The organism is Rhodococcus sp. WS3, from assembly GCF_003797085.1.
Classification (GTDB): Bacteria; Actinomycetota; Actinomycetes; order Mycobacteriales; family Mycobacteriaceae; genus Rhodococcus_F; species Rhodococcus_F globerula.
This window is the reverse complement of record NZ_RKMA01000001.1, coordinates 1854655-1881106: the sequence shown is the minus strand read 5'-3', so window position 1 is coordinate 1881106 and position 26452 is coordinate 1854655. Positions and strand designations below refer to the sequence as shown.

27 protein-coding genes are annotated in these 26452 nt (G+C 62.8%); 9 read left to right on the top strand and 18 right to left on the bottom strand.

From position 1 onward, the window contains the following. Positions 1 to 144: 144 nt before the first annotated feature. From EEB13_RS08465 to EEB13_RS08450, 4 genes are all read right to left on the bottom strand, one after another. Positions 145 to 1980 carry an acyl-CoA dehydrogenase gene (locus EEB13_RS08465; RefSeq protein WP_033231684.1) on the bottom strand — a complete coding sequence of 612 codons (1836 nt, stop codon included), beginning with the start codon at positions 1978 to 1980 and terminating at the stop codon, positions 145 to 147. Between the two features lie 98 nt (positions 1981 to 2078). After that, entirely contained in the window at positions 2079 to 2687 is a 609-nt protein-coding gene (locus EEB13_RS08460) for a class I SAM-dependent methyltransferase (RefSeq protein WP_033231683.1), read from the bottom strand. 21 nt (positions 2688 to 2708) lie between these two features. Next, positions 2709 to 5165: an FtsX-like permease family protein gene (locus EEB13_RS08455; RefSeq protein WP_261984475.1), complete on the bottom strand. Its 2457-nt coding sequence runs from the start codon at positions 5163 to 5165 to the stop codon at positions 2709 to 2711. Positions 5166 to 5167: 2 nt separating this feature from the next. Next, on the bottom strand, positions 5168 to 5950 hold the full coding sequence (locus tag EEB13_RS08450) for an ABC transporter ATP-binding protein (RefSeq protein ID WP_095886994.1): 783 nt from the start codon (positions 5948 to 5950) through the stop codon (positions 5168 to 5170). Positions 5951 to 6059: 109 nt separating this feature from the next. On the opposite strand from EEB13_RS08450, the gene EEB13_RS08445 reads away from it, so the two are divergent. The 3 genes from EEB13_RS08445 (at position 6060) to EEB13_RS08435 (ending at position 9105) form a co-directional block, all read left to right on the top strand. Next, a complete protein-coding gene (locus tag EEB13_RS08445; RefSeq protein WP_141485035.1) occupies positions 6060 to 7286 on the top strand; it encodes a sensor histidine kinase in 1227 nt (408 codons plus the stop codon). Beyond that, on the top strand, positions 7274 to 7915 hold the full coding sequence (locus tag EEB13_RS08440) for a response regulator transcription factor (RefSeq protein WP_141485034.1): 642 nt from the start codon (positions 7274 to 7276) through the stop codon (positions 7913 to 7915). The genes EEB13_RS08445 and EEB13_RS08440 overlap by 13 nt, the downstream gene beginning before the upstream one ends. Before the next feature lie 161 nt (positions 7916 to 8076). Beyond that, on the top strand, positions 8077 to 9105 hold the full coding sequence (locus EEB13_RS08435; protein WP_033231678.1) for a beta-ketoacyl-ACP synthase III: 1029 nt from the start codon (positions 8077 to 8079) through the stop codon (positions 9103 to 9105). Positions 9106 to 9171: 66 nt separating this feature from the next. Here EEB13_RS08435 and EEB13_RS08430 read toward each other — a convergent pair whose 3' ends face one another. The 3 genes from EEB13_RS08430 to EEB13_RS08420 form a co-directional block, all read right to left on the bottom strand. Next, the gene (locus tag EEB13_RS08430) at positions 9172 to 10326 is read right to left on the bottom strand and encodes an alkaline phosphatase family protein (RefSeq protein ID WP_141485033.1); all 1155 of its coding nucleotides are present in this window, start codon (positions 10324 to 10326) and stop codon (positions 9172 to 9174) included. A 129-nt stretch (positions 10327 to 10455) separates the two neighbouring features. Further along, positions 10456 to 11214: a VOC family protein gene (locus tag EEB13_RS08425; RefSeq protein ID WP_141485569.1), complete on the bottom strand. Its 759-nt coding sequence runs from the start codon at positions 11212 to 11214 to the stop codon at positions 10456 to 10458. A gap of 47 nt (positions 11215 to 11261) precedes the next feature. Continuing rightward, on the bottom strand, positions 11262 to 12416 hold the full coding sequence (locus tag EEB13_RS08420) for a M20 family metallopeptidase (protein ID WP_116103577.1): 1155 nt from the start codon (positions 12414 to 12416) through the stop codon (positions 11262 to 11264). A gap of 70 nt (positions 12417 to 12486) precedes the next feature. Here EEB13_RS08420 and EEB13_RS08415 point away from each other — a divergent pair, with 70 nt between their 5' ends. After that, a complete protein-coding gene (locus EEB13_RS08415) occupies positions 12487 to 13497 on the top strand; it encodes an Lrp/AsnC family transcriptional regulator (RefSeq protein ID WP_141485032.1) in 1011 nt (336 codons plus the stop codon). On the opposite strand, the gene EEB13_RS08410 is transcribed toward EEB13_RS08415, so the two are convergent. Together EEB13_RS08410 and EEB13_RS08400 are read right to left on the bottom strand one after the other, a co-directional pair. Further along, positions 13487 to 14431 carry an alpha/beta fold hydrolase gene (locus EEB13_RS08410; RefSeq protein WP_141485031.1) on the bottom strand — a complete coding sequence of 315 codons (945 nt, stop codon included), beginning with the start codon at positions 14429 to 14431 and terminating at the stop codon, positions 13487 to 13489. The genes EEB13_RS08415 and EEB13_RS08410 overlap by 11 nt on opposite strands. Positions 14432 to 14796: 365 nt before the next feature. Continuing rightward, the gene (locus EEB13_RS08400; protein WP_033231674.1) at positions 14797 to 15558 is read right to left on the bottom strand and encodes an SDR family NAD(P)-dependent oxidoreductase; all 762 of its coding nucleotides are present in this window, start codon (positions 15556 to 15558) and stop codon (positions 14797 to 14799) included. Positions 15559 to 15763: 205 nt separating this feature from the next. On the opposite strand from EEB13_RS08400, the gene EEB13_RS31975 reads away from it, so the two are divergent. Then, positions 15764 to 15892 carry a hypothetical protein gene (locus tag EEB13_RS31975; RefSeq protein ID WP_261984474.1) on the top strand — a complete coding sequence of 43 codons (129 nt, stop codon included), beginning with the start codon at positions 15764 to 15766 and terminating at the stop codon, positions 15890 to 15892. A gap of 92 nt (positions 15893 to 15984) precedes the next feature. On the opposite strand, the gene EEB13_RS08395 is transcribed toward EEB13_RS31975, so the two are convergent. Further along, positions 15985 to 16806 (bottom strand): glycosyltransferase family 92 protein, encoded by an 822-nt coding sequence (locus EEB13_RS08395; RefSeq protein ID WP_141485029.1) that lies wholly within the window; start codon positions 16804 to 16806, stop codon positions 15985 to 15987. A 93-nt stretch (positions 16807 to 16899) separates the two neighbouring features. Between EEB13_RS08395 and EEB13_RS08390 the strand changes: the two genes are divergently transcribed. Continuing rightward, positions 16900 to 18132 carry a cytochrome P450 gene (locus EEB13_RS08390; protein WP_033231673.1) on the top strand — a complete coding sequence of 411 codons (1233 nt, stop codon included), beginning with the start codon at positions 16900 to 16902 and terminating at the stop codon, positions 18130 to 18132. Continuing rightward, positions 18129 to 18677, top strand: a complete 549-nt coding sequence (locus EEB13_RS08385; protein ID WP_033231672.1) for a TetR/AcrR family transcriptional regulator — start codon at positions 18129 to 18131, stop codon at positions 18675 to 18677. Before EEB13_RS08390 ends, EEB13_RS08385 begins: the two co-directional genes overlap by 4 nt. A 10-nt stretch (positions 18678 to 18687) precedes the next feature. Here EEB13_RS08385 and EEB13_RS08380 read toward each other — a convergent pair whose 3' ends face one another. The 4 genes from EEB13_RS08380 to EEB13_RS08365 are packed head-to-tail and all read right to left on the bottom strand — an operon-like array spanning position 18688 to position 21634. Continuing rightward, a complete protein-coding gene (locus tag EEB13_RS08380) occupies positions 18688 to 19068 on the bottom strand; it encodes an SdpI family protein (RefSeq protein ID WP_116103568.1) in 381 nt (126 codons plus the stop codon). A gap of 13 nt (positions 19069 to 19081) precedes the next feature. Then, complete coding sequence (locus EEB13_RS08375; RefSeq protein ID WP_033231670.1) at positions 19082 to 19702, bottom strand: L-threonylcarbamoyladenylate synthase; 621 nt, start codon at positions 19700 to 19702, stop codon at positions 19082 to 19084. A gap of 14 nt (positions 19703 to 19716) precedes the next feature. After that, positions 19717 to 20115 carry a MerR family transcriptional regulator gene (locus tag EEB13_RS08370; RefSeq protein WP_033231837.1) on the bottom strand — a complete coding sequence of 133 codons (399 nt, stop codon included), beginning with the start codon at positions 20113 to 20115 and terminating at the stop codon, positions 19717 to 19719. A 16-nt stretch (positions 20116 to 20131) separates the two neighbouring features. Continuing rightward, positions 20132 to 21634 carry a SulP family inorganic anion transporter gene (locus EEB13_RS08365; RefSeq protein ID WP_095886989.1) on the bottom strand — a complete coding sequence of 501 codons (1503 nt, stop codon included), beginning with the start codon at positions 21632 to 21634 and terminating at the stop codon, positions 20132 to 20134. Positions 21635 to 21734: 100 nt separating this feature from the next. On the opposite strand from EEB13_RS08365, the gene EEB13_RS08360 reads away from it, so the two are divergent. Next, a complete protein-coding gene (locus EEB13_RS08360) occupies positions 21735 to 22031 on the top strand; it encodes a hypothetical protein (protein ID WP_045064566.1) in 297 nt (98 codons plus the stop codon). A gap of 20 nt (positions 22032 to 22051) precedes the next feature. Here the strand turns inward: EEB13_RS08360 and EEB13_RS08355 are convergent, their stop codons facing one another. Next, a complete protein-coding gene (locus tag EEB13_RS08355; protein ID WP_187328517.1) occupies positions 22052 to 23002 on the bottom strand; it encodes a DUF1524 domain-containing protein in 951 nt (316 codons plus the stop codon). Between the two features lie 228 nt (positions 23003 to 23230). Next, a complete protein-coding gene (locus EEB13_RS31970) occupies positions 23231 to 23599 on the bottom strand; it encodes a hypothetical protein (protein WP_204368951.1) in 369 nt (122 codons plus the stop codon). 636 nt (positions 23600 to 24235) lie between these two features. On the opposite strand from EEB13_RS31970, the gene EEB13_RS08345 reads away from it, so the two are divergent. Next, on the top strand, positions 24236 to 24625 hold the full coding sequence (locus EEB13_RS08345; protein ID WP_141485027.1) for a hypothetical protein: 390 nt from the start codon (positions 24236 to 24238) through the stop codon (positions 24623 to 24625). 20 nt (positions 24626 to 24645) lie between these two features. On the opposite strand, the gene EEB13_RS08340 is transcribed toward EEB13_RS08345, so the two are convergent. Further along, a complete protein-coding gene (locus EEB13_RS08340; protein WP_092803060.1) occupies positions 24646 to 25569 on the bottom strand; it encodes a DUF2797 domain-containing protein in 924 nt (307 codons plus the stop codon). Positions 25570 to 25640: 71 nt separating this feature from the next. Further along, positions 25641 to 26405, bottom strand: coding sequence for an SDR family NAD(P)-dependent oxidoreductase (locus tag EEB13_RS08335; protein ID WP_033231664.1), 765 nt, complete (start codon positions 26403 to 26405; stop codon positions 25641 to 25643). Positions 26406 to 26452 lie beyond the last annotated feature (47 nt).

Here is a 26452-nt window from a genome sequence, read left to right as displayed (position 1 = left end):
CAGACAACCCGAACTGGTGCCCCGAGTGGGCGGCCGATCGTGAAGGTTTTTGCTCGCTGCGCGAGTAAAAACCTTCACGATCAGCGAACTGAAACGGGTCCGGCCGCCGAGGGAAAACCCTCAGCGGCCGGACCCGTCAGTAAATCAGAATGCAGCTTCGTCGATCTCCATGATGTCGTTCTCCGTGTTGGCGATGATCTCGCGTGACGCGGTGAGCTCCGGCAGTACGTTCTTGGCGAAGAAGGACGCGATGGCGACCTTGCCCTCGTAGAACGCCTTGTCCTTGTCGGAAGCGCCGTTGTCCAGCGCTGCGATAGCGATCTCCGACTGGCGCAGCAGCTGCCAGCCGATGATCAGGTCGCCGACAGCCATCAGGAAGCGCACCGAGCCGAGTCCGACCTTGTACAGCTCGGAAGGCTGCTCCTGAGCGCCCATGAGGAACCCGGTGAGGGTTGCCGCCATGGTCTGGACGTCTTCGAGGGCGGTAGCAAGCAGTGCGCGTTCCGCCTTGAGGCGACCGTTGCCTGCTTCACTGTCGATGAACGTCTTGATCTGTCCGGCAATGTGAGCGAGGGCGACACCGCGGTCACGAGCGATCTTGCGGAAGAAGAAGTCCTGCGCCTGGATGGCGGTGGTTCCTTCGTACAGCGAGTCGATCTTGGAGTCGCGGATGTACTGCTCGATCGGGTAGTCCTGCAGGAATCCCGAGCCGCCGAGGGTCTGGAGGCTGTCGGTCAGGTACTGGTACGCGCGCTCGGAGCCGACGCCCTTGACGATGGGGAGCATGAGGTCGTTGACACGGAACGCGGTGTCCTTGTCGGCGCCCGAGACATGCTTGGCGACGATCTCGTCCTGGTGCGCCGCGGTGTAGAGGTACACCGCACGCAGGCCTTCGGCGTATGCCTTCTGCATCGCGAGGCTACGACGCACGTCGGGGTGGTGCGTGATGGTGACGCGCGGTGCGGCCTTGTTGGTCATCTGGGTGAGATCGGCACCCTGGACGCGCTGCTTTGCGTAGTCGAGAGCGTTGAGGTAGCCGGTGGAAAGGGTGGAGATAGCCTTGGTGCCCACCATCATTCGAGCGTGCTCGATGACGTCGAACATCTGCGCGATGCCGTTGTGAACCTCGCCGACCAGCCAGCCCTGGGCGGGGACGCCGTGGCCACCGAAGGTGAGCTCACACGTGGTGGATGCCTTGAGGCCCATCTTGTGCTCGACGTTGGTGACGAAGACGCCGTTGCGCTCGCCGAGTTCGTTGGTCTCGAAGTTGAAGTGCGTCTTCGGGACGAAGAACAGGCTCAGACCCTTGGTGCCGGGGCCGGCGCCTTCGGGGCGAGCGAGGACGAGGTGGAAGATGTTCTCGAACAGATCATCCGAGGTTGCGGACGTGATGAAGCGCTTGACACCTTCGATGTGCCAGGAGCCGTCGTCCTGCTTGATCGCCTTGGTGCGGCCGGCGCCGACGTCGGAGCCTGCGTCGGGCTCGGTGAGGACCATAGTGGCGCCCCAGCCGCGTTCGACAGCAGTGGCTGCCCAGCTCTTCTGCTCTTCGGTGCCGTTGTTGAACAGCACGTCGGCGAAGGAGGGGCCGGCCTGGTACATGAATGCGGCCGGCTGCGCGCCGAGGAGCATTTCGGCGATCGCCCACACGACCGTGCGGGGGACGGGAACGCCGCCGACCTCTTCACTCAGCCCCATGCGGAACCACTCGGCGTCCCACATGGTGCGGAAGGACTTCTTGAAGGATTCGGGAAGCTTCGCCTCGTGGGTCTCCGGGTCGAAGACAGGCGGGTTACGGTCGGCGTCGGCGAAGGACTCGGCGAGCGGTCCCTCAGCCAGTCGTGCGACCTCGGCCAGCATGCTGCGGACGGTGTCGGCATCGAGATCGCCCCAAGCGCCTTCGCTCAGTGGCTTTTCCAGTCCGAGTACCTCGAAGAGGTTGAACTCGAGGTCCCTGACGTTGCTCTTGTAATGGCCCATGTCTGCTTCTCCCAGTGAGGTGGTGCGGTCCAGCACTCCTAGTACCGCCCGAAGTTTATTACTCGTCGGTAACTTAATACATGTTACTAGTCGTTCTTTCAACTGCCAACATCGAATTTCCGTCCGATGACAAGTGCGTCGATCGCGATTCCCGTTTCGGTGTGTCTGTGCGGATTTCCGGCGATCTCGAAACTGAGCCGGTTTCCGAATTCTTCCATCAAATCCTCTGGCGTGTAGAGGATTTCGGGATCCTGTGGTCCGCCGACGCCGTAATCGACGTTGCTTCGGTCGTGACCCAAAATCATGAGGATTCCGTCAGGTTTCAGAGAATTTATGGCACGGTTCACAACCAACGTGCGCTGTGGTGCCGGCAGATGGAGGTACAGAACGAGCGCAAGATCGTAATTGTGGCCGTACTCGACCGTGGTGACGTCACCGCAGCGGTAGTCCAGTCGATCGACCACGGAGCGTGGGGATCGGGAGGCGATCGTGCGGGCCTTGTCGATCGCGACGGCCGAGTAGTCGATGCCGGTCACTTCCCAGCCTCGTGTTGCCAGCCACAACGCGTTGCGGCCCTCTCCGCAGGCCAGGTCCAATGCCTTGCCGTGGGGGAGGGCCGTCGCGTATTCCACCAGAAGCTCGTTCGGGGGAGCGCCCCAGACGAGTTCCGATCGTTCGTACTTCTTGTCCCAGTCGGCCGCGTCCATAAGTGACGACGGTAGTGGCACTCAGTTCTTGCGCAGTGCCCCCCGCGTCGGGACGGCGATCGACAGGAATCCCAAGGCGGCAGTGACGGCAACGATCGATCCGTAGACCGCCGGCGAGACGGTGGGTACCGGCGCGCCGGAGACGGCTATCGCGATCCCCACCAGCGGAGGTATGGCGATCAGCGTCCCGACCACAATGGCGATACCGACCACCATGACGGATTCGATCCGCATCATTGCGCGAACCTGACTGGTTCTGGCGCCCACGAGTTGCAGTAGGGCAAACTCTCGCGCGCGTTCCGCCGTGGCCGCGACCAAGGTGTTCACAACAGCGACAGCCAGATAACCCAGCAGAACCAGGACCGCGAGGATGCTCACCCAGGACTGCATTCGACGCTCGTCGGCGCCGGCGGCCCCGAACTGGTCCTGGTTCATTGCCGAGATAGAGGAGAAGGACTGCAGTGACTGCTGCACCTCATTGATGCGTCCAGGTTCGGCGCGCACCAGAACCGTGTCGATCAGCGCATCGGTGGAGTGTGTCCGCAGCGTGTCGACCGGCAGAGTGACGTCGCCGAAACCGAGTCCGCGACCGTACTTCGCGACAACCAACGGATGTATCACTGTGCCGTCGCCGAGATGGAGATCGATGCGACCACCGACGCGGGCACCGAGGGCGAAGGCACCGTCGCTGCTCACGGCAACGGTGTCGTCGGTCAGATCGGCCAAATCTCCCTCGACGACATCGAGGTCGAGAGTGGACGCGGCGTGAGCGGCGTCGATTCCTTGCGCGGAGATCGGGGTGACCGCTGCGCCTGCCTCGTCACCACTCGTCACCGGCAGGACCTGACTGCGGACGACGGGGTTGGCGCCGCTCACTCCCGGAATTGCCCTGACGGAATCGACGAGCGCGGGTGCGATGCCGGCCGGAGCGCCCACGATCAGATCTGCGGTCACTCCCTTGATCGACTGATCGGTTGCCTCCGCGGCAACGGTTGACTGGCTGAAGAACTGCACGGAGCCCAGGGCGATGGCCAGAGCGAGCGGCACGATGGCGGAGGAGAGCCGACGCGAATGAGATTCGGCATTTGCGGCAGCCAGAACTCGCGGCGCTCGGGTGCTACGGCGCAGTGGCCCGCCGACGGCCCGGATGATGGCGCGCACGAGCAGAGGACCAAGCAAGGCGACGGAGAAGATCAGCAACAGCGCGCTGCTGCCCGCTCCGGCAGCTGCAGCCTCGCCGGGCAGGAACGCCGGGAGTACGGACATACTCAGACCGAGCACGCCGAGCACGGCTCCGGTGACAATCCGGGGCCTACTCAATTCGGCTGGGCCGCGCTCGGATTCGCGCAGCGCCTCGGTAGGTTCGAGTTTTGCCGGGCGGCGGGCAGCCACCGCCGCTGCGCCCCGCGCGGTCAGAACGCAGATGACAAACGCGCCCAAAGCGGGAATCGGGCTGTATACCAAGGCGAAATCGGGAGGGATGACGCCGGCGCTCGCGAACTGTGCGCCCAGAACTTTCGCGAGCAGGAAGCCGGGGATCAGCCCGAGGGTGGCTGCGGCGGTAGCGACGAGGAGCACCTCGCGTCCGATCATCGTGTGAATCTGGCGCGTGGTCGCGCCGATTGCGCGCAGCAGAGCAAATTCTCGACGGCGTGCGTTGATCGAGAGTGACAGCGTGCTGGACACGACAAACATGGCGACCATCAAAGCGAGACCCGCAAACGACGCGCAGAGCGCGATCAACTGGGTCCGCGCAGCACCGGCGTCGAGGAATTCGATGCCGCCACGCGCGGTGCCGGCCGAGATCTCAGCGTCGGTGCCGGACAGGGCCTCGCTGGCGAGAGCGGCTGCGTTCACGCCTTCGGGTGCGATCACACCGACGGCGGTGACCGAGCCGTGATGCGGCCACAACCGTTGCGCCTCCTGGTCTTCGAGGAAGACGAGTGCCGGACGGTCCGGTGATGCTTCCGAATCCGAATCGGCTGTGCCGACAACGGTGTACTCGTCCACTATCCCGCCGTGCGCCAGCGTGATTCGCTCACCGACGGCAGCGCTGGTAGTGGAGACAACTTCATTGCTGTTCTGCGGTGCGCGTCCTTCGGTCAGCGAATATGGTGCCAATTGCGCTGTACGCCAAGGATGTGCGTCGAGTACGACGCCGTCGGCGGTGCTGACGGGGACGGAGATATCGGGAACGACGGTGGCATCGAGTGCATCGAGCTTGTGAACCACATCGCTATCGAGCAGAACCCGCTCGGCAAAGGGCTGATCGGCGTCTTCCTTGACCGCCAATGCCTGCGGCGCACTGACGACGGCATCGGCTCCGGCGTAGAGGTGCGGCGAGACTCCGCCTCGCACTCCCGATTCCAGCAGAACGCCCAACGCGCAGGTGAGGAGGGCGGCGCAGAACACGGATACGAATACGGCGATGAAGCCGGAGCGATGTGCCTTCAGATGGGCAACGGTATGAGCTTTCACGGTCACCAGTCCCCGAGGTGCGTCATGCGCTCGGCGACCTGCGCCGGAGTGGGCCGGTCGATGTGCCCGACCAGTTTTCCGTCGGCCAGAAACAGCACCCGGTCGGCATACGACGCGGCAACGGGATCGTGGGTGACCATGACAACGGTCTGATCGAACTCGGCAGCGGTGTGGCGCAGAAGTTCCAAAACCTGCTTCGCGCTGCGTGAGTCGAGCGCGCCGGTGGGTTCGTCGGCAAAAAGCGCGTCAGGTCGGGTGATGAGTGCCCTGGCGATGGCAACTCGTTGTTGTTGTCCGCCGGACAGTTCGGCGGGTGCGCGATTGCGCAACGCACCGAGTCCGACGGCCTCCAGAACGAAGGTCAGATAGTTTTTGTCGGCGGTGCGTCCGGCGAGGAGTAGGGGGAGTGTGACGTTCTGTTGCACGGTCAGCGCGCCGAGCAGGTTGTACGCCTGGAAGACAAAACCGACATGATCGCGCCGGAAGATGCTGCGGGCCTTCGGCTTCAGTCGTGATATGTCGGTGCCGCCCAGCCAGGTCGATCCGCTGGTCGGGCTGTCGAGACCGGCAGCGCAGTGCAGGAAGGTGCTCTTGCCCGAACCGGACGGGCCCATGACCGCGGTGAACGTGCTGCGGGGCAGGGTGAGGCTGACATTGTCGAGAGCAGTGACGCCGCCGCCCTTGCCGTAGACCTTGCCGTAGACCTTGCTGACTCCCTCGAGACGAACAGCCGCAGTGGTCGCCGTCGGAGCGGGGGGATTGAGGACCGCGTGTCGATTCTTCATGAATTCAACGCTATGGAGATTCGGCGCGTCCCGACATCCTGCAGAGTCCCGAATCAATGGTGTAGCCAGCTGTAGTGGATCTGCGCGGTGAGTGCGGCATGCTGGGACGGTGAAGCAGAGATTGCGGGCGGTGCGCTACGTACTCGTCGAAGGTTGCGCCGGCGTGGTGTCCCTGGCTTTGGTGATAGCCGGCATGGTCCTGCTCTCGCTGTCGGTGCTGATCGTGGGGTGGGTGCTGGTTCCGTCGTACGTGCGCGTGTTGCGGTGGTGGGCGGATCTTGCCCGTGCTCGTTCGGCTCGCTACTCGGGTTCTGCTGTTCCCCATCGCTATCCGCCCATGCCGGCCAATCCGGGGATCGGGGATCTGCGTCGACTGCTCACCGAACGGTCGACGCGACGCGACGGCGGCTGGTTGGTTCTCCATGCGATGGGAGCACCCGTTGCCGGACTTCTCACCGTCGCGTTGCCACTGGGCGCGCTCAATACCTTTGCGGTTCCGTTCTATTGGCAGGCGATGCCCGCCGACGAGCCGGTGTCCAATCCTTATCCCGTGACGTCGTGGTGGGGCGCGGCCGGCATGCCCGTCATCGGTGCCCTGTATTTGTTGTTGGCGTGGTGGCTGATTCCGGCGATGGCGCGGTGGCTCGCTATGTTGGCGTCGTCTCTCCTTGCGGATGATGCCCGGGCGGATTTGTCGCGGCGGGTGAGCGAATTGACCGCAAGTCGTGCGGCGGCGTTGGACGCACACTCGGCAGAACTCAAACGTATCGAGCGGGATCTGCATGACGGTGCCCAGAATCGTCTGGTGGCGGTGGTGATGATGCTGGGAATGGCCGAGCGGGCCCTGTCGAACAATCCGGATCAGGCGCTTCCGCAGGTGCATCGGGCACAGGCAGCGGCCACGGAAGCGCTGAGCGAGCTACGGGCGCTTGTTCACGACATCTACCCGCCGATTCTCGACGAACTCGGTCTGGACGGTGCGGTGTCCGCTCTTGCGGGACGTTCAACCGTGCCCTGTGTGCTCGAGATCGAGAACCTACGACGCGCTCCGGCCGCGGTGGAGGCCGCTGCCTACTTCGTGGTGGCCGAGGCGCTGACCAACGTCGCCAAACACAGTGGAGCACACGCCGTCACTGTGCGAGCGGCCACGAAATCCGATCCTGAGACCATGACAATCGATGTTCTCGACAACGGACACGGCGGCGCGAGCGAGCGCCTCGGGGGCGGTCTCGCCGGCATCAGGCGTCGGGTCGAAGCATTCGAGGGAACTGTGGTCCTGGACAGTCCGGCCGGTGGGCCGACAACGATGAGGGTGGAACTGCCGTGCGGATACTGATTGCCGAGGACGATGCTTTGCTGCGTGAGGGACTGGCGCTGCTGTTGCGCGGGGAGGGCTACGAGGTCGTCGCGGTGCCGGACGCGGACCAGTTCCTGTCGGTGTTCGAGGAAACGGCCCCAGACGCCGGTGTCCTGGACGTGCGGATGCCGCCCACGTTCACCAACGAGGGTCTGCGGGCCGCGATAGAGGTTCGCAAGGCACGGCCAGGCTTCCCCGTTCTGGTCCTCTCGGCGTACGTGGAGGACCGCTACGCCGGTGAGCTGCTCGCGGGTGGCGCCGGCGGTGTGGGATACCTCCTGAAGGAACGTGTCGGCAAGGTCGCCGAATTTGTCGACGCTCTCGAGCGGGTGATCGGCGGCGGAACCGTCATGGATCCCGAGGTGGTATCCCAACTGATGAGCCGTCGTCGCGCCGACGATCCCATTCGCGCACTCACTCCGCGGGAATCGGAAGTGCTCGGTTTAATGGCAGAAGGGTTGGGAAATCAGGAAATCGCGCACAAACTGGTTGTCAGCGACACTGCTGTGAGCAAGCACATAGGAAATATCTTCGCGAAGCTCGGCCTGTCGACTTCCCAAAGCGGACATCGTCGGGTTCTAGCTGTTCTAGCCCATTTGCGGGCTTGACCGAACATCTGGACGGCGGACGCGCCGCAAGCGTAATGTGAGCCAGCCTCATGTTGTTGTCGTAACCTAACGGTGACCTGAGAGGCGTGGGCGTATGTCCGCTACGTAACGTGTGATCTCGGAAACGAGTCAAGCACCTGAAGCAACGAGGAGATCGATCAATGGGTAAGCCGATTGCCAGTGTGGCCGGAGGTCGGCAGTCCGTCCTTCTCGGGCTCGGCGTTCACCGCCCTGAGCGGGTTGTGACCAACGACGAGATCTGCGAGACGATCGATTCCACGGACGAGTGGATTCAGACCCGCACAGGCATCAAGTCGCGCCGCTTTGCCGGCGACGGCGAAGGCGTCGTCGCGATGTCTCTCGGTGCCGCACGTGGCGCCCTGGCTGCCAGTGGCATCGCTCCCGAGCAGATCGGCGCTGTCATCATCGCCACCTCCACCTACGACCTGCAGACGCCGCAGGCCGCATCGGTGATCGCTCACGAACTCGGTATGAACGGTCCGGCCGCATTCGACCTGGCTGCCGGCTGTGCCGGATTCAGCACCGCACTCGGTGTCGCCAACGACCTGATTCGCGGCGGAACTGCCGACTACGCACTTGTCGTCGGCGTCGACCGCATGAGTGACACCACCGAGCCGACCGACCGCAGTGTGCGCTTCATCTTCGGCGACGGCGCCGGCGCCGTCATCGTCGGTGTCAGTGACACCGTGGGAATCGGCCCCGTCGAGTGGGGTTCGGACGGAAGTCAGTCCGACGCCATCAAGCAGGAGCCGAGCTGGCTCGAGTTCATCGAGAAGCCCGAAGGCGCTCGGCCGTGGATCAAGATGGCCGGCACGGCCGTATTCCGTTGGGCTGCTTTCGAAATGGGCAAGGTTGCCACGCGCACGCTCGAGAAGTCGGGGCTGACCATCGATGACATCGACGCGTTTGTGCCGCACCAGGCCAACCAGCGCATCAACGAGGTCATCGCGCGCAGCATGAAGCTGCCCGAGGGATTCCCGGTCTCCAACGACATTGCCGAGACGGGCAACACGTCCGCCGCTTCGGTGCCGCTGGCCATGGAGCAGATGCTCCGCGACGGCCAGGTCAAGCCGGGCGACAAGGCCCTGTTGGTCGGCTTCGGTGCCGGACTGTCCTACGCCGGCCAGGTTGTCATCCTGCCGCCGCTCGGAACTGATCCGAACGCCTGATCTTCCTCACAGACGAGAGCCCGCGAACCGAACAGGTTCGCGGGCTCTCGTTATGTTTGGTTCGGCTCAGCGGGTCGGCGACGACAGTAGTGGGATCAGTAGTTCGTCCGGTGTGAGGGCGCCGTGCTGACCGGGCAGCCCGGCCAGGCCTGATTCCACCGAGCGGCGCACCACAGCAACATCGTCGGTGGCGATGGCGATGACGTCGCCGATTCGCCCGTGAAACGCGGAATGTACTGAGGGGCCGAATAATCCGGCGACAATGCCCTCGGCCCGTGTGCCGATCCACATCCGGTCGCCGAGTTCGGCTCGCCACCGCGCAGCCACGTCGGCTGCCGCACCTTCGCGGGTGTGGATGTGCCGGCAGCGTGGTTCGCCGGCGAGCGCGAGGACGTCTTTGGACAGGACCGGCGAGTTGTCGTAGTCGATTTTGTTTGCGTCGGTGATCTCGACCATTCCGTGGTCGGCGGTCACGATCAGAGTCACGTCCGGACCGAGAGCAGCGGCGAGTTGTTCGACGACACGATCGACCAGTGACAGTTGCTGGAGCCACGGCTCCGATTCAGGTCCGTACACATGCCCGAGGGCGTCGATCTCGCTGATATAGCAATACGTGAACGTGCGCTCCGCGGATTTTGCGACGGCAACCGTGCGAGCCACCAGATCGCCGTACGCCTGAATGCCGGCAAAAGCTGCCCCGCGCATGCCCGCGCGAGTAAGTCCGCTGCCGTCGAACTTGGACGGGACAACCGTCGTCACAGTGATGCCTGCGGCCTGCGCCCGGTTGAACGTCGTGGCTTCCGGTTGAAGAACCTCGGGGACGATCGAATCGGCGTACGACTCTTTTTTCCCGGTGGGATGCCATCCGAGCCAGTTGAACACCGCATCGGCTTCCTCGACGTACGACTGGTAGCCGGTAATGCCGTGCGCGCCCGACGGGAGGCCGGTTCCCAGGGACACGATGCTGGTGGCCGTCGTCGTGGGAAATCCGGCGCGGATGGGGGAGCCCACCCAAGAGTTCAAGTACGGGGCATGCTCGGCATTGCGCGCCAGGAGATTGGCTCCCATACCGTCGACCAGCAAGATCACCGTTCTCTTGCTGGGTGGCAGATTCAGTCGATTGGCCTCGCCGGCAACTCCCAGCGAGGCGAGAATTGACGGCGCAAGGGTCGACAGTGTCGGTTGTGAGTACACATCGAGGAGAGGTGCGGGGGCGGGCATCCCATGAGATTAGGCGGTGAACGCCGAAAACTGCATACCTTCTGGGCATGCGTTCAAATTGGGGGCGAAGCCCCCGTGCGCCTTTTTGGTAGTCGGCGCTACCGGAAAGGCGCACAGGGCCGCAGGCCCTCAGCCCACGATGGTCGAAATACGGAACGCCGCCCCTAGTGGATCTGCGACACCCGCCAGGCGTCCGAACGGGGTGTCCTCAGGGGCCGCGATGACGCTGCCACCGAACTCGACGACCTTCGCGACCGCGGCATCGGTGTCGTCGGCGCCGAAGTACACCTGCCAGAAGGACGGCACCTCCGTCGGCAGGAACGAACTGGCATCCATGACGCCGGCAATCGCGGGGCCTCCCAGCTTGGCCTGTGAATAGCGGAACTCGTCCGTGTCACCCATCGACTCGAACTGCCAGCCGAACACATCCGCGTAGAACGGCAGAGTCGCCGTGTAATTCTTCGACATCGTCTCGTGCCATACCGGAGCGCCGGGAACTCCGACCACACCGAATCCCTCATGCTGATCGGGCTGCCAGATTCCGATCACCGCACCGGCCGGATCGCCGACAATCGCCATGCTCCCCTGATCGCCGACCTGCATGGACGGCATCATGATCGTGCCGCCGGCAGCCTCCGCTTTGGCGGCCGAGGCAGCCGCGTCGGAGGACGAGATATAGGTGGTCCAGATGTTGCCGTACGGATTGCCCTCCTGCTGGGGGCCGAGACCGGCAATGGGCTGCCCGTCCTTGCTGAAGATGGCGTATCCGCCGTACTGCGGATCGTCGTTGCCGTCGACCTGCCAGCCGAACACGTTGGTGTAGAAGTTCTTCGCGACCTCGGTGTCCGAACTGGTGAGGTCGATCCAACAGGGAGTTCCGTCGAGCATGAGTTCCTCCTGGGCGTCGTTGTGGTGGTTGACGCTACCGAAAAGACTCACGGGGCGGCAGGTCCTTCAAGGAGTCGGGCACGCACCTCCGCATCAGTTGCACAGTCGATCGCCGTCCACGCCAGTCCCAGCGCGCCGTCCAGGACGGCTTTGTCGCCGGTCTCGGAGCGGCAGTACGCAGTGAACTCGGGCTGGTGATTGCCGGCGCCGTTGCATTCGATCCCGATGATGGGATGGATGGTGGGGATGCGGTGCGAGACATTGCCCATGTCCGTCGACCCGGCCGCCGGACCGTTGTAATCGAAGAACGTGCGACCGAGAGCCTCGAGGTTCTCCTGGTAGAGGACGCTCAACTGCTGATCCCACCGTGACTCCGCGTATGCGGGCGACGGTGACGTCATCGCGATGTCGCAACCCGTCGCGATGGCACCGGCGGTGAAGCACTGCTCCACCTTGGGCTGGGCTGCCTCGACGCCGCCCAGCGTTTCGGCTCGGACGGCGTACGTTCCGTGGGAACTACCGGGAATGACATTGGGTGCGACTCCGGCGTCGCTGACGTAGCCGTGAACTTGAACGTCCTTCGGAAGGTGCTGTCGCAGTAGACCGATGCTCACCTGGGCGACGGTGAACGCGTCGGCCGCGTTGACGGCGCCGACGGCAAACGACGCGTGTGAGGACACTCCGGTGTACTCGACGTCGAGGTGCGAGATGGCAAGCATGTTGGGGGCGCGCAGGTCTCCCGCGCCGGGGTGCACCATCATGGCGCAGTGCAGTGAATCGAAGATGCCTTCCTCGAGCATGACGACCTTTCCGCCGCCGCCCTCTTCGGCGGGAGTTCCGAAGACGGTCACGGTGATTCCCAATTCGTCGGCCAACGGTGCGAGGAGCAATCCCGCGGTCACAGCGGCCGAGGCGATGATGTTGTGCCCGCAGGCATGTCCGATGTCCGGGAGCGCGTCGTACTCGGCAAACAGTCCGATCACGAGTTCGCCGTTGCCGTACGTAGCGGCGAGTGCGGTCGGGAGTCCGGCAACACCGCGCTCGACCGCAAAACCGGCACCCTCGAGCATGTCCGCGACGGCGGCCGACGCGTTGTATTCGGCAAACGCGAGTTCGGGATCTTCATGGATCTGGTGACTCAGTGCCAGTGCGGCATCGGAGATGGTGTCGAGGTGCTTGGCCGCGCGATCTTTTGTCGTCATCGTCTGAGACTGCGTTCGCGCTGGGATCTGCGGACCAAAATGCAGTATTTGTGTACTAATTTATTTCTTCATGCAGGATTCGATAGTTTTGGACGAGATCGATCTGCGAATCGTCCACGCGATGCAGGTACAGCCGCGCGCACCGTGGGCGTTGATCGGCAGCGTTGTCGGGGTTGATCCGGTGACCGCTGCGCGTCGGTGGAGATCTCTCACCGACTCGGGCACTGCCTGGATAGCGGCGTACCCGGCCGCCGACGCGGGATCGGTGTTGGCATTCCTCGACATCCGGTGCGAACCTCGATCACGCAAACGGATCGTCGACGAACTCGTGGCGCACGCGCATGTGATGAGCGTGAACGTTCACTCGGGTGGTTGCGCAGTCATGGCGGAAGCGTTGTTTGTCGGCACCGATGCGCTGGCTCGATACGTACTCGACGATCTGCAACTTCAGGACGGGGTGACCGACGTCGTGGTACATCCTGTCACCAGGGTATTCACCGAGGGAAGCCGTTGGCGGCTGGGCACTCTCGAACCGTCCGGTGTTCGGACGCTGCGTGAATCCGGGGTGGCGCCGCCGCCGCTCGGCCGCCGACATCCGTTGGACCGGGCAACGGTCGCCGTGATCGACGTTCTCGGACGCAGACCGCGCGTGTCGGTGACCGAACTGGCTCATGAACTCGAGATCAGCACCTCGACTGCGCGTCGACGGCTGGGCCGCGCTCTGTCGCAGCACACCCTGTTGCGTTGTGAATTGGCGAGATTCGCGACGGGGCGGCCGATCCGGGTACTGTTCACGGCTCGGATTCCAGTGCTCGATGCGGAGCGTGCGGCGCGAATCCTGCGGGCCCGGACGGAGATTCGTCTTGTTGCCTCCGTCGCCGGCTCGAACAACCTCTTCTTTGCCGGGTGGTTTCGTGCACTGCCTGACCTCGCGGCACTCGAAGCGGACTTGGCTGTCCGGGCGCCGACGCTCGAAGTGGTGGACCGGCGAGTTGTTCTGGACACGCCAAAACTGATGGGGCACTTGCTCGATCGGGACGGCCGATCCATCGGTGTGGTTCCGGTGAGTGTCAGGTCGTGATCAGGCTCGTGTGCGAGAGCCATGCCAGGACATGACGGTTGAACTCGTCGGGTAATTCAAGCTGGGGAGTGTGCCCGGTGTCGCCGAGGATGATCGTGGTCCAGTGCGGATGTGCTGCGGCGGCAGATCGTGCCGCCGCTACCGAGACGAGGCGATCACGCTCGCCGTGCAGCAGGAGGGTGGGAGCACTGATGTCGCGCAATGCTTTTCGATACTTCTGTGGACGGGCCAACACGGTGAGCAGTGATCGTGCGGCTTGCAGGAAGTCTGCATCCTGAGTGGCGAATTCACGCCTGATCTTCGCCAGGGCCGCGCCTGCTGTAGCCACCTCGGAGTCGGCGCGGGTGGGGTCCACGAAGCAGAGGTTGGTCATCTGCGTGGCCAACTGCTCGTCCGTCATCGTCCGTCGGCCAAGGCTCATTGCCCGTTCCCCCACATAGGGCAGCGCGTACACGAGGAATTGGGTAGCGATCACGGGGTCGGGGATCCGAATCGGAAGAGGCAGTGCCGGGTCGACCAATACCAGACCGGCCACCGAATCAGGGCGGGCGGCGGTAGCGAGGGCAGATACCATTCCGCCCATCGAGTTGCCGAACAGAATGACCGGTTTCCCGACAACGTTGTCGATAAACCGGTTCAGGAGTGCGGCATTTGCCTGAATGTGTGTAGTGCGACCGAGAGCCTGGGTGAGGCCGAAGCCAGGCAGATCCACCGCGTAGACACGTGTGTGCTTCGCCAGGGTGGGCGCCACCCGGACCCAGTTCAAATGCGAGCCGCCAAGTCCGTGAACCAGGACGATCGGTGTCGAGCCTTCCGGTCCACCGAAGTCTACCCAGTGCATGTCCCCGTCGAGGTCGGCGATGTTGCTGATTCCGCCCCACGGGGCACTGAGCGCAGCGTCGACGGCTTCCACGGCGGAACGGGGCAAAGTCATCCCTCCAGAATGCCCTGTATTTGTTGATCGTGTGAGCGCCCTGTGCCGTCGATCACGCAGTGTGTTGTAGCGGCGCCGAACGCCACTGGTCTATTGGACTGTGGCAGAAACGGTTTCGCAGTTGTCCGGTTTGCCCGATCTCATTCGGGCACTTGTCGCCGCAGGCGCACGGTCGGGCATACTGGCAGCCATGTGGTGGATGGTCGGGTTAATCATTCTGACTGTTCTGAGCCTGTCGTCCGCTTTGGTGGCATTTGTATTTCACCGATCAACGGCTGAGGACAGGACATTGCTGGGTGATCGTAGTAAAAGCACAGTCGAACGGCCCTGAATCGGTAATCGATCCAGGGCCGCTGACAGTTCTGTCATCCCCAGCGGGACTGTCCACCGTCGAGCGGGATTGTGGCACCGGTCAGGTAACCGGCATCGGGTCCGACGAGGAACGCGACGGCAGTGCCGATGTCGTTTTCGCAGTCACCGATGCGGCGCATCGGAATGCTGGCAACGAAGGCCGCTGCTTCCTCGGGGCGAGCCTCGGCCCACCGCTGCAAACCGGGCGACGACGCGTGTGGCGCGACAGCAAGAACACGGATCCCGTCCACACCCCACTCGCAGGCTGCTGCACGCGTGAGCGCACGCACGGACTCCTTGACGGCCGCGTACCCGCCGTAGCCGCTGGCGTCCCACCGAACGGCCACCGAGCTGACCATGTTGATGATCGCGCCGCCGCCACGGGCCTTCATCGACGGGTAGCACGCCTGCATCGTGCGCAGAGTTGCCACGGGCCCGGACTCGAGTCCGGCAGCCAGCTTCTCGGGCGTCAGATCCAGAATGTTGCCCAAGGGGTTCAGGCTCGCGTTGTTGACGAGGATGTCGACGCCGCCGAACAGTTCGACGGTTCGGTCAACAGCAGCGGTGATGGAGTCTCCGTCGCTGACATCGGCCAGCACCGGCTCGGCGCGGCCACCACGGTCGGCGATTTCCTTGCACGTGTCCACGAGCTTCGATTCGGTGCGACCGACAACTGCAATGGACGCACCTTCCTTGGCCAGGGCAAATGCGACTCCCTGCCCAACGCCTTGGCCGGCGCCTGTGATGAGCGCCACTTTTCCGTCCAATTTGCCCACTGTTGTTCTCCTGCTCGTCATTTAGCGGTCCCCGAATGGTTGCCTCCTCCGCGCAGTATTTCTCCTGGCTTCTTACTGGTCGGGATGTGATCTATATCCCACTCAGTGGAACCGCTTTTAAATTCGGCCGTCTTACAGCTAATGTGAGCGCGGTTACACACCGGGCGCGCGGCACGCGTACACATTCCATGATGAGGAGTTAGACATGGGTTCTTCTGACGAGACCTTGGCGGCACTTGAGGTTGCAAAGCCGATCATTCAGGCACTCGCAGGTGTTGCTACCGGCGCAGCTGCACTGATTGGCCTCAACGCCATCATTTCGGGCATGCTCTGATCCCGTAGTTGTTTCTCCGGCCCGCGAACTGGCAACAGGTCGCGGGCCGGAGGTCTATCTGCCGTTCCAATATCTGTGTCTTGCAGACACATTCATTGGATGCGGGCCTGCGGAACTTCCAGACTTTCGGCAGTGTCCGGCCGGGTGTAGTTCTTCTTCGGCGTGAGGTCGAGGACTGCCTCGCTGCCGCGGTAGTGACGGAACCAGAAGAGCGAGCGGTCCGGTGTGATGCGGGTGTCTTCCCCCGTGGTTTGCCAGTACCAGTGAATGTCGGCCTCGAGAACTTCCGACAGGCGAACGATGTTCTTGCAGCCGTACTCTTGCAGCCCTTGGCATGTGAGGCTTCGCAGTTCGCGTGGTTCTCCGCGGCTGGTCCAGCGTGATTCGTAGACCAGTGCGTCGAGTTGGATGCGGTGGCAGTCCTGTTCCGATGCAGCGTGCAGTAGGTCGTCCCAGTTCAATCCCGGTGCGTGCTGGAGGTATTCGTCGGCGTCGATGAAGGCGCTCCAGGCGACAGTGGTGCGAAATCTCGTGATGTAGTCGACGTATGCCTCGACCTGGCCGTGCACTATCCGGCCTTCCGTATTCCGGGGTTGCCATTCGACGACCGTGACCGGGAGGCCCTGCAGTTCGCGGCGAAATGCTGCTTGAACGTCACTGTCGGACAGTGTTTCGGTGTACGCGCCGTAGGAGTTTCCGCGCTTGTCGACGCTTCCTCCGTGCCACCGGTTCAGGCTGAAGGCGCTGCTGCGCCGCGACGATCCAACGGAGCCGGTGTTGTCGTACAACACGATGTCCCATCCCTGTTCGATGTGGTGCACGCACCAATCGCGGATAAAGGGCAGGTGTTCGCGGGGGAGGAGGACTGCGACAACGGTGCGGGTCTTGCTGCTGGAACTGTGCTCCGTGCTCATGGCAACACGATAATGCGGCGGATGCATCCCATGAGCACCAAGCATTGAACACCAAGCATTGACATAATCATGATTCTGTCTCATAGTCGAGGCATGACGTCATCTGTGTCACACTTGCCACGGTTTGTTCCGTCGACGGGGGAATCCTGGCGATCGCCCTGGGCGATGTACGACGCCTTGCGTGAGTACGACCCCGTTCATCATGTGGTCCCCGAGGCGCCCGGCGATGACTATTGGGTTCTCACGCGCCACGAGGATGTCTACAACGCAGCGCGGGATTATCAGACGTACTCGTCCGCCAAGGGTCTGACCACCGTCTACGGCGAGCTGGAACAGATAGGTATGCAGGACAATCCGCCTTTTGTGATGCAGGATCCGCCGGCTCAGTCGGAGTTCCGCCGCATGGTCTCCAAGGGATTCACGCCCCGCCAGGTGTCTGCCGTCGAGCCGATGGTTCGGGAGTTTGTCGTCGAGCGCATCGAGGCACTGAAAGCTCGCGGCGGCGGTGACATCGTCGTCGAACTTTTCAAGCCACTGCCGTCGATGGTTGTTGCGCACTACCTGGGGGTTCCGGAATCCGATCGCGACCAGTTCGACGGGTGGACGGAGGCGATCGTTGCGGCCAATTCTGCCGGGGGTGCGCTCGCCGCAGCAACAACGGCGCAGGCCGCGACCGGTGAGTTGATGATGTACTTCGCGTCGTTGGTCGAGCGACGCAAGGTGGAACCGGGCGACGACACGATTTCACACCTTCTGGCGGCAGGACTCGGCGAGGAGGGGGACATCAGTGGTTTGCTGTCGATCCTGGGATTTGCGTTCACCATGGTGGCAGGCGGAAACGACACCACAACAGGGATGTTGGGCGGTTCGGTGGCGATGCTGACCGAGCGAGTCGACCAGCGTCAGCTTCTGATCGACGATCCGGAACTGATCACCGACGCGGTCGAGGAACTGTTGCGACTCACGTCGCCGGTGCAGGGTCTTGCTCGAACCGTCACCCGCGATGTGAGCTTGGGTGGCAAGACTATTCCGGCCGGGCGCAAGGTCCTGTTGATGTACGGAGCAGCTAATCGTGACCCGTCGAAGTACGGCCCCGATGCCGGTGAACTCGATGTGCTGCGCAAACCGCAGAAGATCTTGACGTTCAGTCACGGAGCACATCACTGTCTGGGTGCGTCGGCTGCTCGTATGCAAGCACGAGTTGCGTTGGAAGAGTTGCTGGCTCGCATTCCCGACTTCCACGTCGACATCGACGCGATGACCTACGCACCGGGAAACTACGTCCGCCGTCCGCTGACGGCTCCGCTGTCGGTGAACGCGTCGTGAGCAGCGACTGGCTGGGGGACGGCCGGGCCATTGCTGCTGCCGAGAAGATTCTCGACAGCGCGGCATTGTTGTTTGTCGAGAAGGGCGTAGGCGCGGTGGGAATGGCTGAGATAGCCTCTGCTGCAGGTTGTTCCCGGGCCACTCTGTACCGCTATTTCGAGAATCGGCAGGCCCTGCACGTTGCGTTTGTTCACCGTGAGGCTCGCACGCTGGGTGCTGCCATTGCCACGACTGTTGCGCCGATCACCGATCCGCGCGAGCGACTCGAAACGGCGATTCTCTCGGCGGTGGCCGCGGTGCGCAGTACCCCGACCCTGGCGGTGTGGTTTTTGCCGGGCGATGCGAGTCTGGCCGGTGAGCTTGCGAATTCGTCGGAGGTCATCAACGGATTGGGCGCCGCGTTCCTCGGCAGCAGTGCCGACGCGGCTCAGGCGAAGTGGACGGTACGAGTCATTCTCTCGCTCCTCATGGTGCCTGGCGTCGACGCGCGTGACGAGCGGGCTCTGGTGAAGGCGTTTGTTGCCAGTGTCCTGATTCCCACCTAGGAGAGCGGATTCAGTTGCGGCACTGAATTTCTCGCGCGACCCCGTTGCCGGTCAGTGCGGCAGCCAGGATCGCGACCGTCACCGCGGCAAACACGACTGCGGCCGCCGTCGCAGAAGCAGCAGTCCCGACGCCGATCGTGATGGCGATGCCAAGCTGAACAGCAAAGCCGGCCAGCGCAATCCATGTTGCCCGCCGCAGTCCTGGGCGGGCGGCCTGATGGGCCTGCTGCCAAGCTTCGGGGCTCGACATTGTTGCTTTGGTGCGTATTCCCATCACGGAGTTCGGCTCGTCGCCGGGAAACTTCGCGATCAGCGATGCAACGGCCACCAGGGTTATGGTGCCGATCGACAATCCGAGTACAGCGCCGACCAGATCCTGAGATTGCGACATGAAATCGAAGCGCTTACTCGAAACGTGACGGGTCGCCGCCGCCGACGCGGACAACCTCCGGTGCACCGGACGAGAAGTCGACGACAGTTGTCGGTTCTGTGCCACAATCGCCCGAGTCGATAACGGCGTCGAGCTGGTTGTCGAGTTCTTCCTTGATCAGCCAACCATCCGTCATGGGTTCTTCTGCACCGGGCAATATCAGGGTGCTCGAGAGCAGCGGTTCGCCGAGTTCGTGCAAAAGGGCACGCACTACCGGATGGTTCGGGATTCGCACGCCGACGGTTTTCTTCTTCGGATGTGCAAGGCGCCGCGGCACTTCCTTGGTTGCGGGCAGGATGAACGTGTATTGCCCTGGCGTGGCAGCTTTTACAGCGCGAAACGCGGCGTTGTTCACATGCACGAAGTGGCCGAGCTGTGAGAAGTCCGCGCACACCAAGGTGAAATGGTGATCGGAGCGCAGCGCCCTGATGTCGCGAATCCGATCAACGCCACCGTGGTTGTCCATCCGGCTGCCCAAGGCGTAGCAGGAATCTGTCGGGTACGCGATGAGGGCATCGTCCCGAAGCATTGCGACGATCTGGCTGATCGCACGCGGCTGCGGGTCGTGCGGGTGGACATCGAAGTATCTGGCCATGTGTCCAGCCTAGTTCAGGGACGCAGTTGTGCCGGGAACTCTGCCGAAATCGGTGCTGCGAGCACTGCCGTCAACTCCTCGGCGTAGGCAAGCTGTTTGCGCAGGTGGTTGCAGCTGTCCTCGGCGCGCGTATGGCAGGCCGAGATGAATTCGGTTGCCGTGGTCCGCGATAGGGGATCAGCGGCGTCGTCGGCCAGGATCGACAAGGATTCGAGCAGCTGTTTCATCTCGTCCAGGGTGAATCCGAGTGGCTTCATCCGCCGAATCACGAGCAGGCGTTCGACGTCGGATTCGGTGTAGAGCCGGAAACCCCCGCCGCTGCGCTCGGATGGCGTCACCAACCCGACATCGTCGTAGTGGCGAATGGTTTTGATCGACAATTCGGTGCGCTCGGCAACCTGGCCGATCCTCATGGGCTTGTTTTCCATGTCAGTGACCTGCTCCCATCCGGCCGGACAAGTGGACGTGACGTTCCGCGGATGCGGCGTCCAGGCCGACGATCTCGACGTTCTTGCCACGAGCTGCATATTTTGTGGTGATCGCGTCCAGCGTAGCGACGGTGGACGCATCCCAGATATGGGCGCCGGAGAGATCGATGATCACGTTCTGCGGGTCGCCGGCGTAGTCGAACTGGTAGATCAGGTCATTGCTCGACGCGAAGAACAGTTCGCCGCGCACCGCGTAGACCCGCGTGTTCTCGTCGGGATGCGCAATGTCGACCACCTCGGTCAGATGAGCGACGCGACGGGCAAATATCACCATGGCTGTGATGACTCCGACGATGACGCCGTACGCGAGGTTTTCCGTCGCTACCGTGACGGCGACGGTCACGAGCATGACGACGGTCTCGCCAAGGGGCATGCGCCGCAGAGTTTTAGGATTGATGCTGTGCCAATCGAGGGTGCCGACGGACACCATGATCATCACTGCGACCAGAACAGCCATGGGGATCAAGGCCACCACATCGCCGAGGCCGACCACCAGGATCAGCAGGAACACTCCGGCCAGAAAGGTGGAAATCCGGGTTCGCGCTCCTGAGACCTTGACGTTGATCATCGTCTGTCCGATCATTGCGCAACCGCCCATGCCGCCGAAGATTCCGGTGACGATGTTGGCAACTCCCTGCCCCCAGCCCTCGCGAGTCTTGTTCGAGTGAGTGTCGGTGATGTCGTCGACAAGCTTTGCAGTCATCAATGATTCGAGAAGTCCGACCAATGCCATGGCCAGAGCAAACGGCGCGATGATCGAGAGCGTGTGCATCGTCAGTGGGACGTCGGGGAACATCAAAGTCGGCAAGCTCGACGGAAGTTCGCCCTCGTCACCGACATTGGGCACGTCGAACGAGAAGACGGCTGTTACCGCGGTCAGCACGACGATGGCCACCAGCGGCGCCGGGACAGCGGTGGTCAGTTTGGGGAGGAATATCAGAATCAGCATGGCGCACACAAGAAGTGGATAGACCAGCCACGGCACACCGATCAGGTGGGGAATCTGGGTGATGAAGATCAGGATCGCGAGTGCGTTGACAAATCCCACCATCACACTGCGCGGAATGAACCGCATCAGTTTTGCCACCCCGAGCAGACTCAGCACGATTTGCAGGACTCCGGCCAGCAGAACAGTGGCAATGAGGTAGTCGATGCCGTAATCCCGCGTCAGGGGCGCTACAACCAGTGCAACTGCGCCCGTGGCTGCCGAGATCATCGCCGGACGGCCACCGACAATCGCGATGGTGACGGCCATGGTGAACGACGCGAACAGACCCACCCGCGGATCCACACCGGCGATGATCGAGAACGAAATCGCCTCGGGGATAAGTGCCAGGGCAACAACGAGGCCGCCGAGCACTTCGGTTTTGAGGCGCCGGGGCGAGCGCAGCGCAGACCGTACGGTGCCGTCGTCGGCGGTGGTGTCGAGTGTGGTTGCAGCCATCAGGGTTCCGTCCTTACGAGATCGTCAGACCCTACCCTCCCGGGAGGGGAGAGTGTGAATCTGCTCGTCAGGGGCCAGGCTGCCGTGCGAGTATCGAACGATGAGCAAGGGAACCGTCTCGATCTGGAACGGCGAGCAAGGTTGGGGCGTGATCGAATCCGCTGATACGCCCGGCGGCTGCTGGGCCTTCTACTCCCATATCTGGGCCGACGCGTTGCCTGAACTGAAGCCCGGCCATTCGCGGATGATCCGTGGCGGATACAGGGAACTGTTTGTCGGTGAAACCGTCGACTTCACCTGGGAGATCACGCAGCAGGACGGCTACTCCTACCGCGCGATCAGCGTCACGCCGCAGCGGGAGCATCCTCAGTGGACGATCGAGGACACACCTGGCTGAGCGTTACTTCCCGCAGGCGGTTACTTCTCGCAGGCCACGCCGTCGCCGTCGCCGTCGAGGTGGGCACCGTAGCCGGGGTCACCGATACGTACGGGAGCTGCGCCCGCAGCTTTGGCCGCCGCGCAGTTCTTGAACGGCGCGGTCACCGCCGCTGCCGGAGCCGAGGTGACAATCGGCTTGGACGTGACAAGTGGCGGGGATGTGGCGGGCTGCACCGGAGCAGTTCCCGTGCAGTCCTGGAGGATTCCGGCGATGGTGTCGTGTTCGGCCTGGGTCACCCACAATCTGTACGCGGCTTTTACCTCGACCTGCGCAGCGACGTACTGGCAGCGGTATCCCCGGTTGGGCGGCAGCCACGACGAGGCGTCGGAATCGGATTTTTGTTGGTTGGCGGGACCGTCGACGGCTCGCAGGTTGCGTGGGTCGTTGGCGAGGTTGGTGCGCGTCTGCGTGTCGAGTTGTTGAGCGCCCTTCTGCCAGGCGTCGGACAGCGCTACGACGTGGTCGATCTGGACTGCTGACGACGTGTCTTGACCACGGGTGAAGGCAATCGTGGTGTTGGTGTACTGATCCTCGAGCGTTCCGGTCTGCACCGTGCACCGGTTGCCGTCCTTGTACGTGAGGGCAGTCAGGTCGCGGGCCAGGATGTCGTTACGGGTGTCGCAGCCGTTGTGGCCGAACTCGACGTCGACATCGTCGGTCCAGGCTGTGCCGAACAACGCGCGGTCGTATCCGGTTTTGGGGGCGCGTCCCTTGATCGGAATTTGCGCCAACAGTGCGGAAGCGGCGGATACAGCAGCATTGTCGCTCGTGAGCACCGACGAGCTGGTGGTGACACCGGATCCGATACCTGAACCGAGACTGCCGGTTTCGGCGGCTGACGAGCTGGAACACCCTCCGAGGATCAGTGCGGCAACAAAGCCGATCGAAACAGCAGCTGCGCTGCGCCTGCTGATTGCCGTGCGTGACATGTGTCGAGAGCTCATTTCTGTTTAGAGACGAACTACAAGTATGTCATTCGCGACATTTCGGTCTGAAGCGGACGAAGTGGACCGAAACAGACCGAGCGAACGCACCTTTCGTCGCCTTGGATGCGCCGAGAGGTACGTTCGCTCTGAAACAGGGAGTCGGGCGGAGCGCCGAAGCAACACAAAGGCCCGGAAGTCGGTATCGACTTCCGGGCCTGTGGAACGAGTTGCTCAGATCTCGATCTTGGGAGTCTGCTCACCCAGCTTGTGGCGAGCCAGTGCCAGGTTCGCGCGCGTGCGTTCGAGGACGAGGTACACGAAGAGTGTGGACATTCCGGGCGTCTCGATCACGCGGATGAGATGGTACTGGGTGGTCAGGGTGATCAGGATGTCTTCGAGGGTGTCGGTAATTCCCAGGTTACTCATCGTGCGGAGCTTTGCGCGCACAACTTCGGAGTTTCCGGCACCGGCGTATTCGAGGCTGAAGGACGGGTTTCCGGCCATGCCGAGAACCATGCCGCTGTCGGCGTCGACGACGGCTGCACCTGTGGCGCCGTCGATACGCATCAGTTCGCCGAGGACCTTGTCGATGTTGCTCATTGCTTCTCCTTTATGGGGTGCGGGGTAGGGCGCAGGCGAGCGCTGCGACTCGAGTTGATGCTTCGGCGGCGAAGTCATCGGTACATTCTTCGGCGGGGATTGAGGGCGGGTGGGATCCAGCGCGCGAGGGGTTTGTCCTGCTTGTGAGTTTTGCGAAATAGGTCCGTAATGCGCAGATAGAGACACATTTATTGTTTCGTCCTCACCGATACGATCGGCGGTCAGCCACTCGCCGGCGGAACCGGAAAGGGGTGGCGGAACCACTGTCGGTGGGTCGAGCGGGGGCGGCTGAAGTTGCGGATAAACCGGGGACGTCAGTGGCCGTTTGTACGGGATAGGTTGGCCCTCCGAATCGGATACGTTCGAGAACCACACGGCATACCCTGGGTCTTCGCGATCGAGGCTCGCCTCACGATCGTCGTCTTCTTCTCGGGATCCGCGCTTACGAAAGAGTCCCACAAGCCTCTACCCCTTTTGAGACGAATCTCTTCTACGGTACATCCCGCTCGAATCGAGTAGGAGACTGCGGAAACCCGCCCCTAGTTACCTTGCAGCTACGTAAGACTATCACGGTGTCGCGATCGGGGCCGGGGCTCTGCGGCTCGGCTGCCCAGTCAGCTCTGGCATTCTGAAGAGATGAAGAAAACGATTGTCGGGTTCATCGGAGCCTGTTCATTGATAGCGCTGGTGGCCTGCGGTTCCGACGGCGGGACGCCGACCGAAGTGGGGACTCTGACGTCCACTGCGCCGGCGACCGATACAGATGGCGTTACCGCTACCGAGGGCACCGCGGTAGCGGGGCTTCCGCGCACGTACGAGCAAGCCTGCAACGACGTCCTCAAGTTTCTCGACGGATATCAGCAGGCGATCGACGAATCAGGCGACGACATCGGACTGACCCGTGAGTCGCTGGCGAACGACATGCTGACGTCGATCCAGGCTTACCCGGAATGGTCGACTCTGTCCGCCGACGAGCAGGCCGAGGTAACGCGCGGATTCGACGCAGCGGTCGCCGGAAGCTGCTGAAGGCAACCTTCACACGACCGTCAGAACAGTGATTCCTGAATTGCGACGCCCGGAGAGTCGAAGTTGCCCACCGTGACGGTACGTCCGACCAGTGCCGAGATGTCTGCGACAAAGTGAGGGGATTCCGGGTCGGTATCGGTACGGAACAGTGCCACCGGCCCGGTCAGGCCTTCGAGGTATAGAGAGTGCTCACCCGATTCGAAGGAATGGGGATACATCAGCGCCGGGGTGGCGTCGAAAACGATCTGCGAGCAGGCCGGTGGTGTCCAGACCTCGGGCTGTTCGAAAATCTCGATGCCCTCGATCCCGGATCCGATGTAGGACAACTCTTCTCGGTTCGAGACAATGAACTGTTGCAACTCGTTGCGCAACGCAGCGGTGTCGATTCTGTTTGTCAGTGCCTCGAGTTTGCGGGATGTGCGGATCGCCTGGCTCAGGTGAAACTGCCTCGACACGTCAGCTTCGAGAGTTCGAATGTTGTAACCGTCCGTCGAACCGGCGACGTACAGGGCGGCTGCGGCGCCTTGCTCCGCGACGCGCGGGTACTTGCGGAACTGCGACGCCGTCCCCACCTTCATCCGGCCACCGGCGAAGATGTCGATATACAGCCATTGTGGCTGGGTGAGGTAGGTGCGCACATTCGGGTGAATGTGCGCACCGTTCACGTGAGCCTGGTGAACGCTTGTGAATCCTTCGCGATTTCTGCACCGGTCACATTGGCGTCCGCTGGTCACCTTCGCGCCTCGATCGCACGGGAGGTAACCGGGTCCGTCGGCCGTCATGTCGCGCCACCCGAGGCACCGCCGTCCCCGGCGCTCGTCCACAGAAAACCGGAATACCGACGTGTGCGTGAAGAACGTGGTGTCGCCGGTTGTGTCGTCGACGAGGCGGATACGAGGAGCTGCCGGATCCGACCATTCGATACCGCGCACGAGCAAGGTCATGATGGAAGTGCCGGTTCCTTTTTTCGGATGTACGAGGAACCACTGATGTTAGTGCGTCGGATATCAGTGCGTCAGCTGCCGGGCAACCCAGGGTAGTAGGTGCCTGCCGACCAACCGCCGTCTACGGCCAGCTCGGCTCCTGACATGTAACTTGCGTCGTCGCTGGCAGCGAAGGCCGTTACCCGGGCCACCTCGTCGGGGAGCCCGATTCGCCGCAGCGGAACCTGACCGTACGGCTTCTGCAGGTCGTCGCCCGTGCGGCCCATCGGGTTGCCCAGCTGGGTATCGACGCCACCGGGATGTACCGAGCAGACGCGGATGCCCGACGGTCCGAGTTCGAGTGCCTGAGTTTTGGTGAGTCCACGGACCGCCCATTTGCTGGCGGTGTAGGCGCTCAGGCCGTTCACTCCGCGCAAGCCGTCGACGGACGAAATGTTGACGATCACGCCACGCGCGGCTTTCTTCATCACGGGAACAACAGTCTTCGCGCCCAGCATTGCGCCGATGACGTTGACGGAGAACAACTTTTCGACGGCAGCGACGTCGATGTCCTCGACAGCGGCAAAGGCAAGCATGCCCGCATTGTTGATCAGGACGTCCACAGTGCCGAACTGGGAAGTCGTGTCTTCGACGAGGCTCACCCAATCGGATTCGCTGCTGACATCAAGATGGTGGAAGACGCCGCCGATATCGGCAGCGACCGCGGCGCCTTTCTCGTCGAGCACGTCGCCGATGACAACCGTCGCGCCTTCCGCTGCGAGGAGTCGGGCGGTTGCTTCTCCCATTCCCTGAGAACCGCCGGTGACGATCGCTACCTTGCCTACAAATCTGTTCATGCACCGATTCTGTGGCGGTAGCGCCGGGTCCGTATCGGGCAGTCCCG

Bases quoted from the DNA above. Each gene is read 5' to 3' on its own strand.
- EEB13_RS08390 (WP_033231673.1), top strand. From the start codon at position 16,900: ATGACGTCATCTGTGTCACACTTGCCACGGTTTGTTCCGTCGACGGGG.
- EEB13_RS08360 (WP_045064566.1), top strand. From the start codon at position 21,735: ATGAGCAAGGGAACCGTCTCGATCTGGAACGGCGAGCAAGGTTGGGGC.
- EEB13_RS08450 (WP_095886994.1), bottom strand. From the start codon at position 5,950: ATGAAGAATCGACACGCGGTCCTCAATCCCCCCGCTCCGACGGCGACC.
- EEB13_RS08415 (WP_141485032.1), top strand. From the start codon at position 12,487: ATGCAGGATTCGATAGTTTTGGACGAGATCGATCTGCGAATCGTCCAC.
- EEB13_RS08340 (WP_092803060.1), bottom strand. From the start codon at position 25,569: ATGACCTTGCTCGTGCGCGGTATCGAATGGTCGGATCCGGCAGCTCCT.
- EEB13_RS08380 (WP_116103568.1), bottom strand. From the start codon at position 19,068: ATGTCGCAATCTCAGGATCTGGTCGGCGCTGTACTCGGATTGTCGATC.
- EEB13_RS31970 (WP_204368951.1), bottom strand. From the start codon at position 23,599: ATGAGCAACATCGACAAGGTCCTCGGCGAACTGATGCGTATCGACGGC.
- EEB13_RS08460 (WP_033231683.1), bottom strand. From the start codon at position 2,687: ATGGACGCGGCCGACTGGGACAAGAAGTACGAACGATCGGAACTCGTC.
- EEB13_RS08435 (WP_033231678.1), top strand. From the start codon at position 8,077: ATGGGTAAGCCGATTGCCAGTGTGGCCGGAGGTCGGCAGTCCGTCCTT.
- EEB13_RS08375 (WP_033231670.1), bottom strand. From the start codon at position 19,702: ATGGCCAGATACTTCGATGTCCACCCGCACGACCCGCAGCCGCGTGCG.
- EEB13_RS08420 (WP_116103577.1), bottom strand. From the start codon at position 12,416: ATGACGACAAAAGATCGCGCGGCCAAGCACCTCGACACCATCTCCGAT.
- EEB13_RS08345 (WP_141485027.1), top strand. From the start codon at position 24,236: ATGAAGAAAACGATTGTCGGGTTCATCGGAGCCTGTTCATTGATAGCG.
- EEB13_RS08365 (WP_095886989.1), bottom strand. From the start codon at position 21,634: ATGGCTGCAACCACACTCGACACCACCGCCGACGACGGCACCGTACGG.
- EEB13_RS08430 (WP_141485033.1), bottom strand. From the start codon at position 10,326: ATGCCCGCCCCCGCACCTCTCCTCGATGTGTACTCACAACCGACACTG.
- EEB13_RS08425 (WP_141485569.1), bottom strand. From the start codon at position 11,214: ATGCTCGACGGAACTCCCTGTTGGATCGACCTCACCAGTTCGGACACC.
- EEB13_RS08465 (WP_033231684.1), bottom strand. From the start codon at position 1,980: ATGGGCCATTACAAGAGCAACGTCAGGGACCTCGAGTTCAACCTCTTC.
- EEB13_RS08395 (WP_141485029.1), bottom strand. From the start codon at position 16,806: ATGAGCACGGAGCACAGTTCCAGCAGCAAGACCCGCACCGTTGTCGCA.
- EEB13_RS08370 (WP_033231837.1), bottom strand. From the start codon at position 20,115: ATGAGGATCGGCCAGGTTGCCGAGCGCACCGAATTGTCGATCAAAACC.
- EEB13_RS08355 (WP_187328517.1), bottom strand. From the start codon at position 23,002: ATGTCACGCACGGCAATCAGCAGGCGCAGCGCAGCTGCTGTTTCGATC.
- EEB13_RS31975 (WP_261984474.1), top strand. From the start codon at position 15,764: ATGGGTTCTTCTGACGAGACCTTGGCGGCACTTGAGGTTGCAAAGCCG.
- EEB13_RS08335 (WP_033231664.1), bottom strand. From the start codon at position 26,405: ATGAACAGATTTGTAGGCAAGGTAGCGATCGTCACCGGCGGTTCTCAG.
- EEB13_RS08410 (WP_141485031.1), bottom strand. From the start codon at position 14,431: ATGACTTTGCCCCGTTCCGCCGTGGAAGCCGTCGACGCTGCGCTCAGT.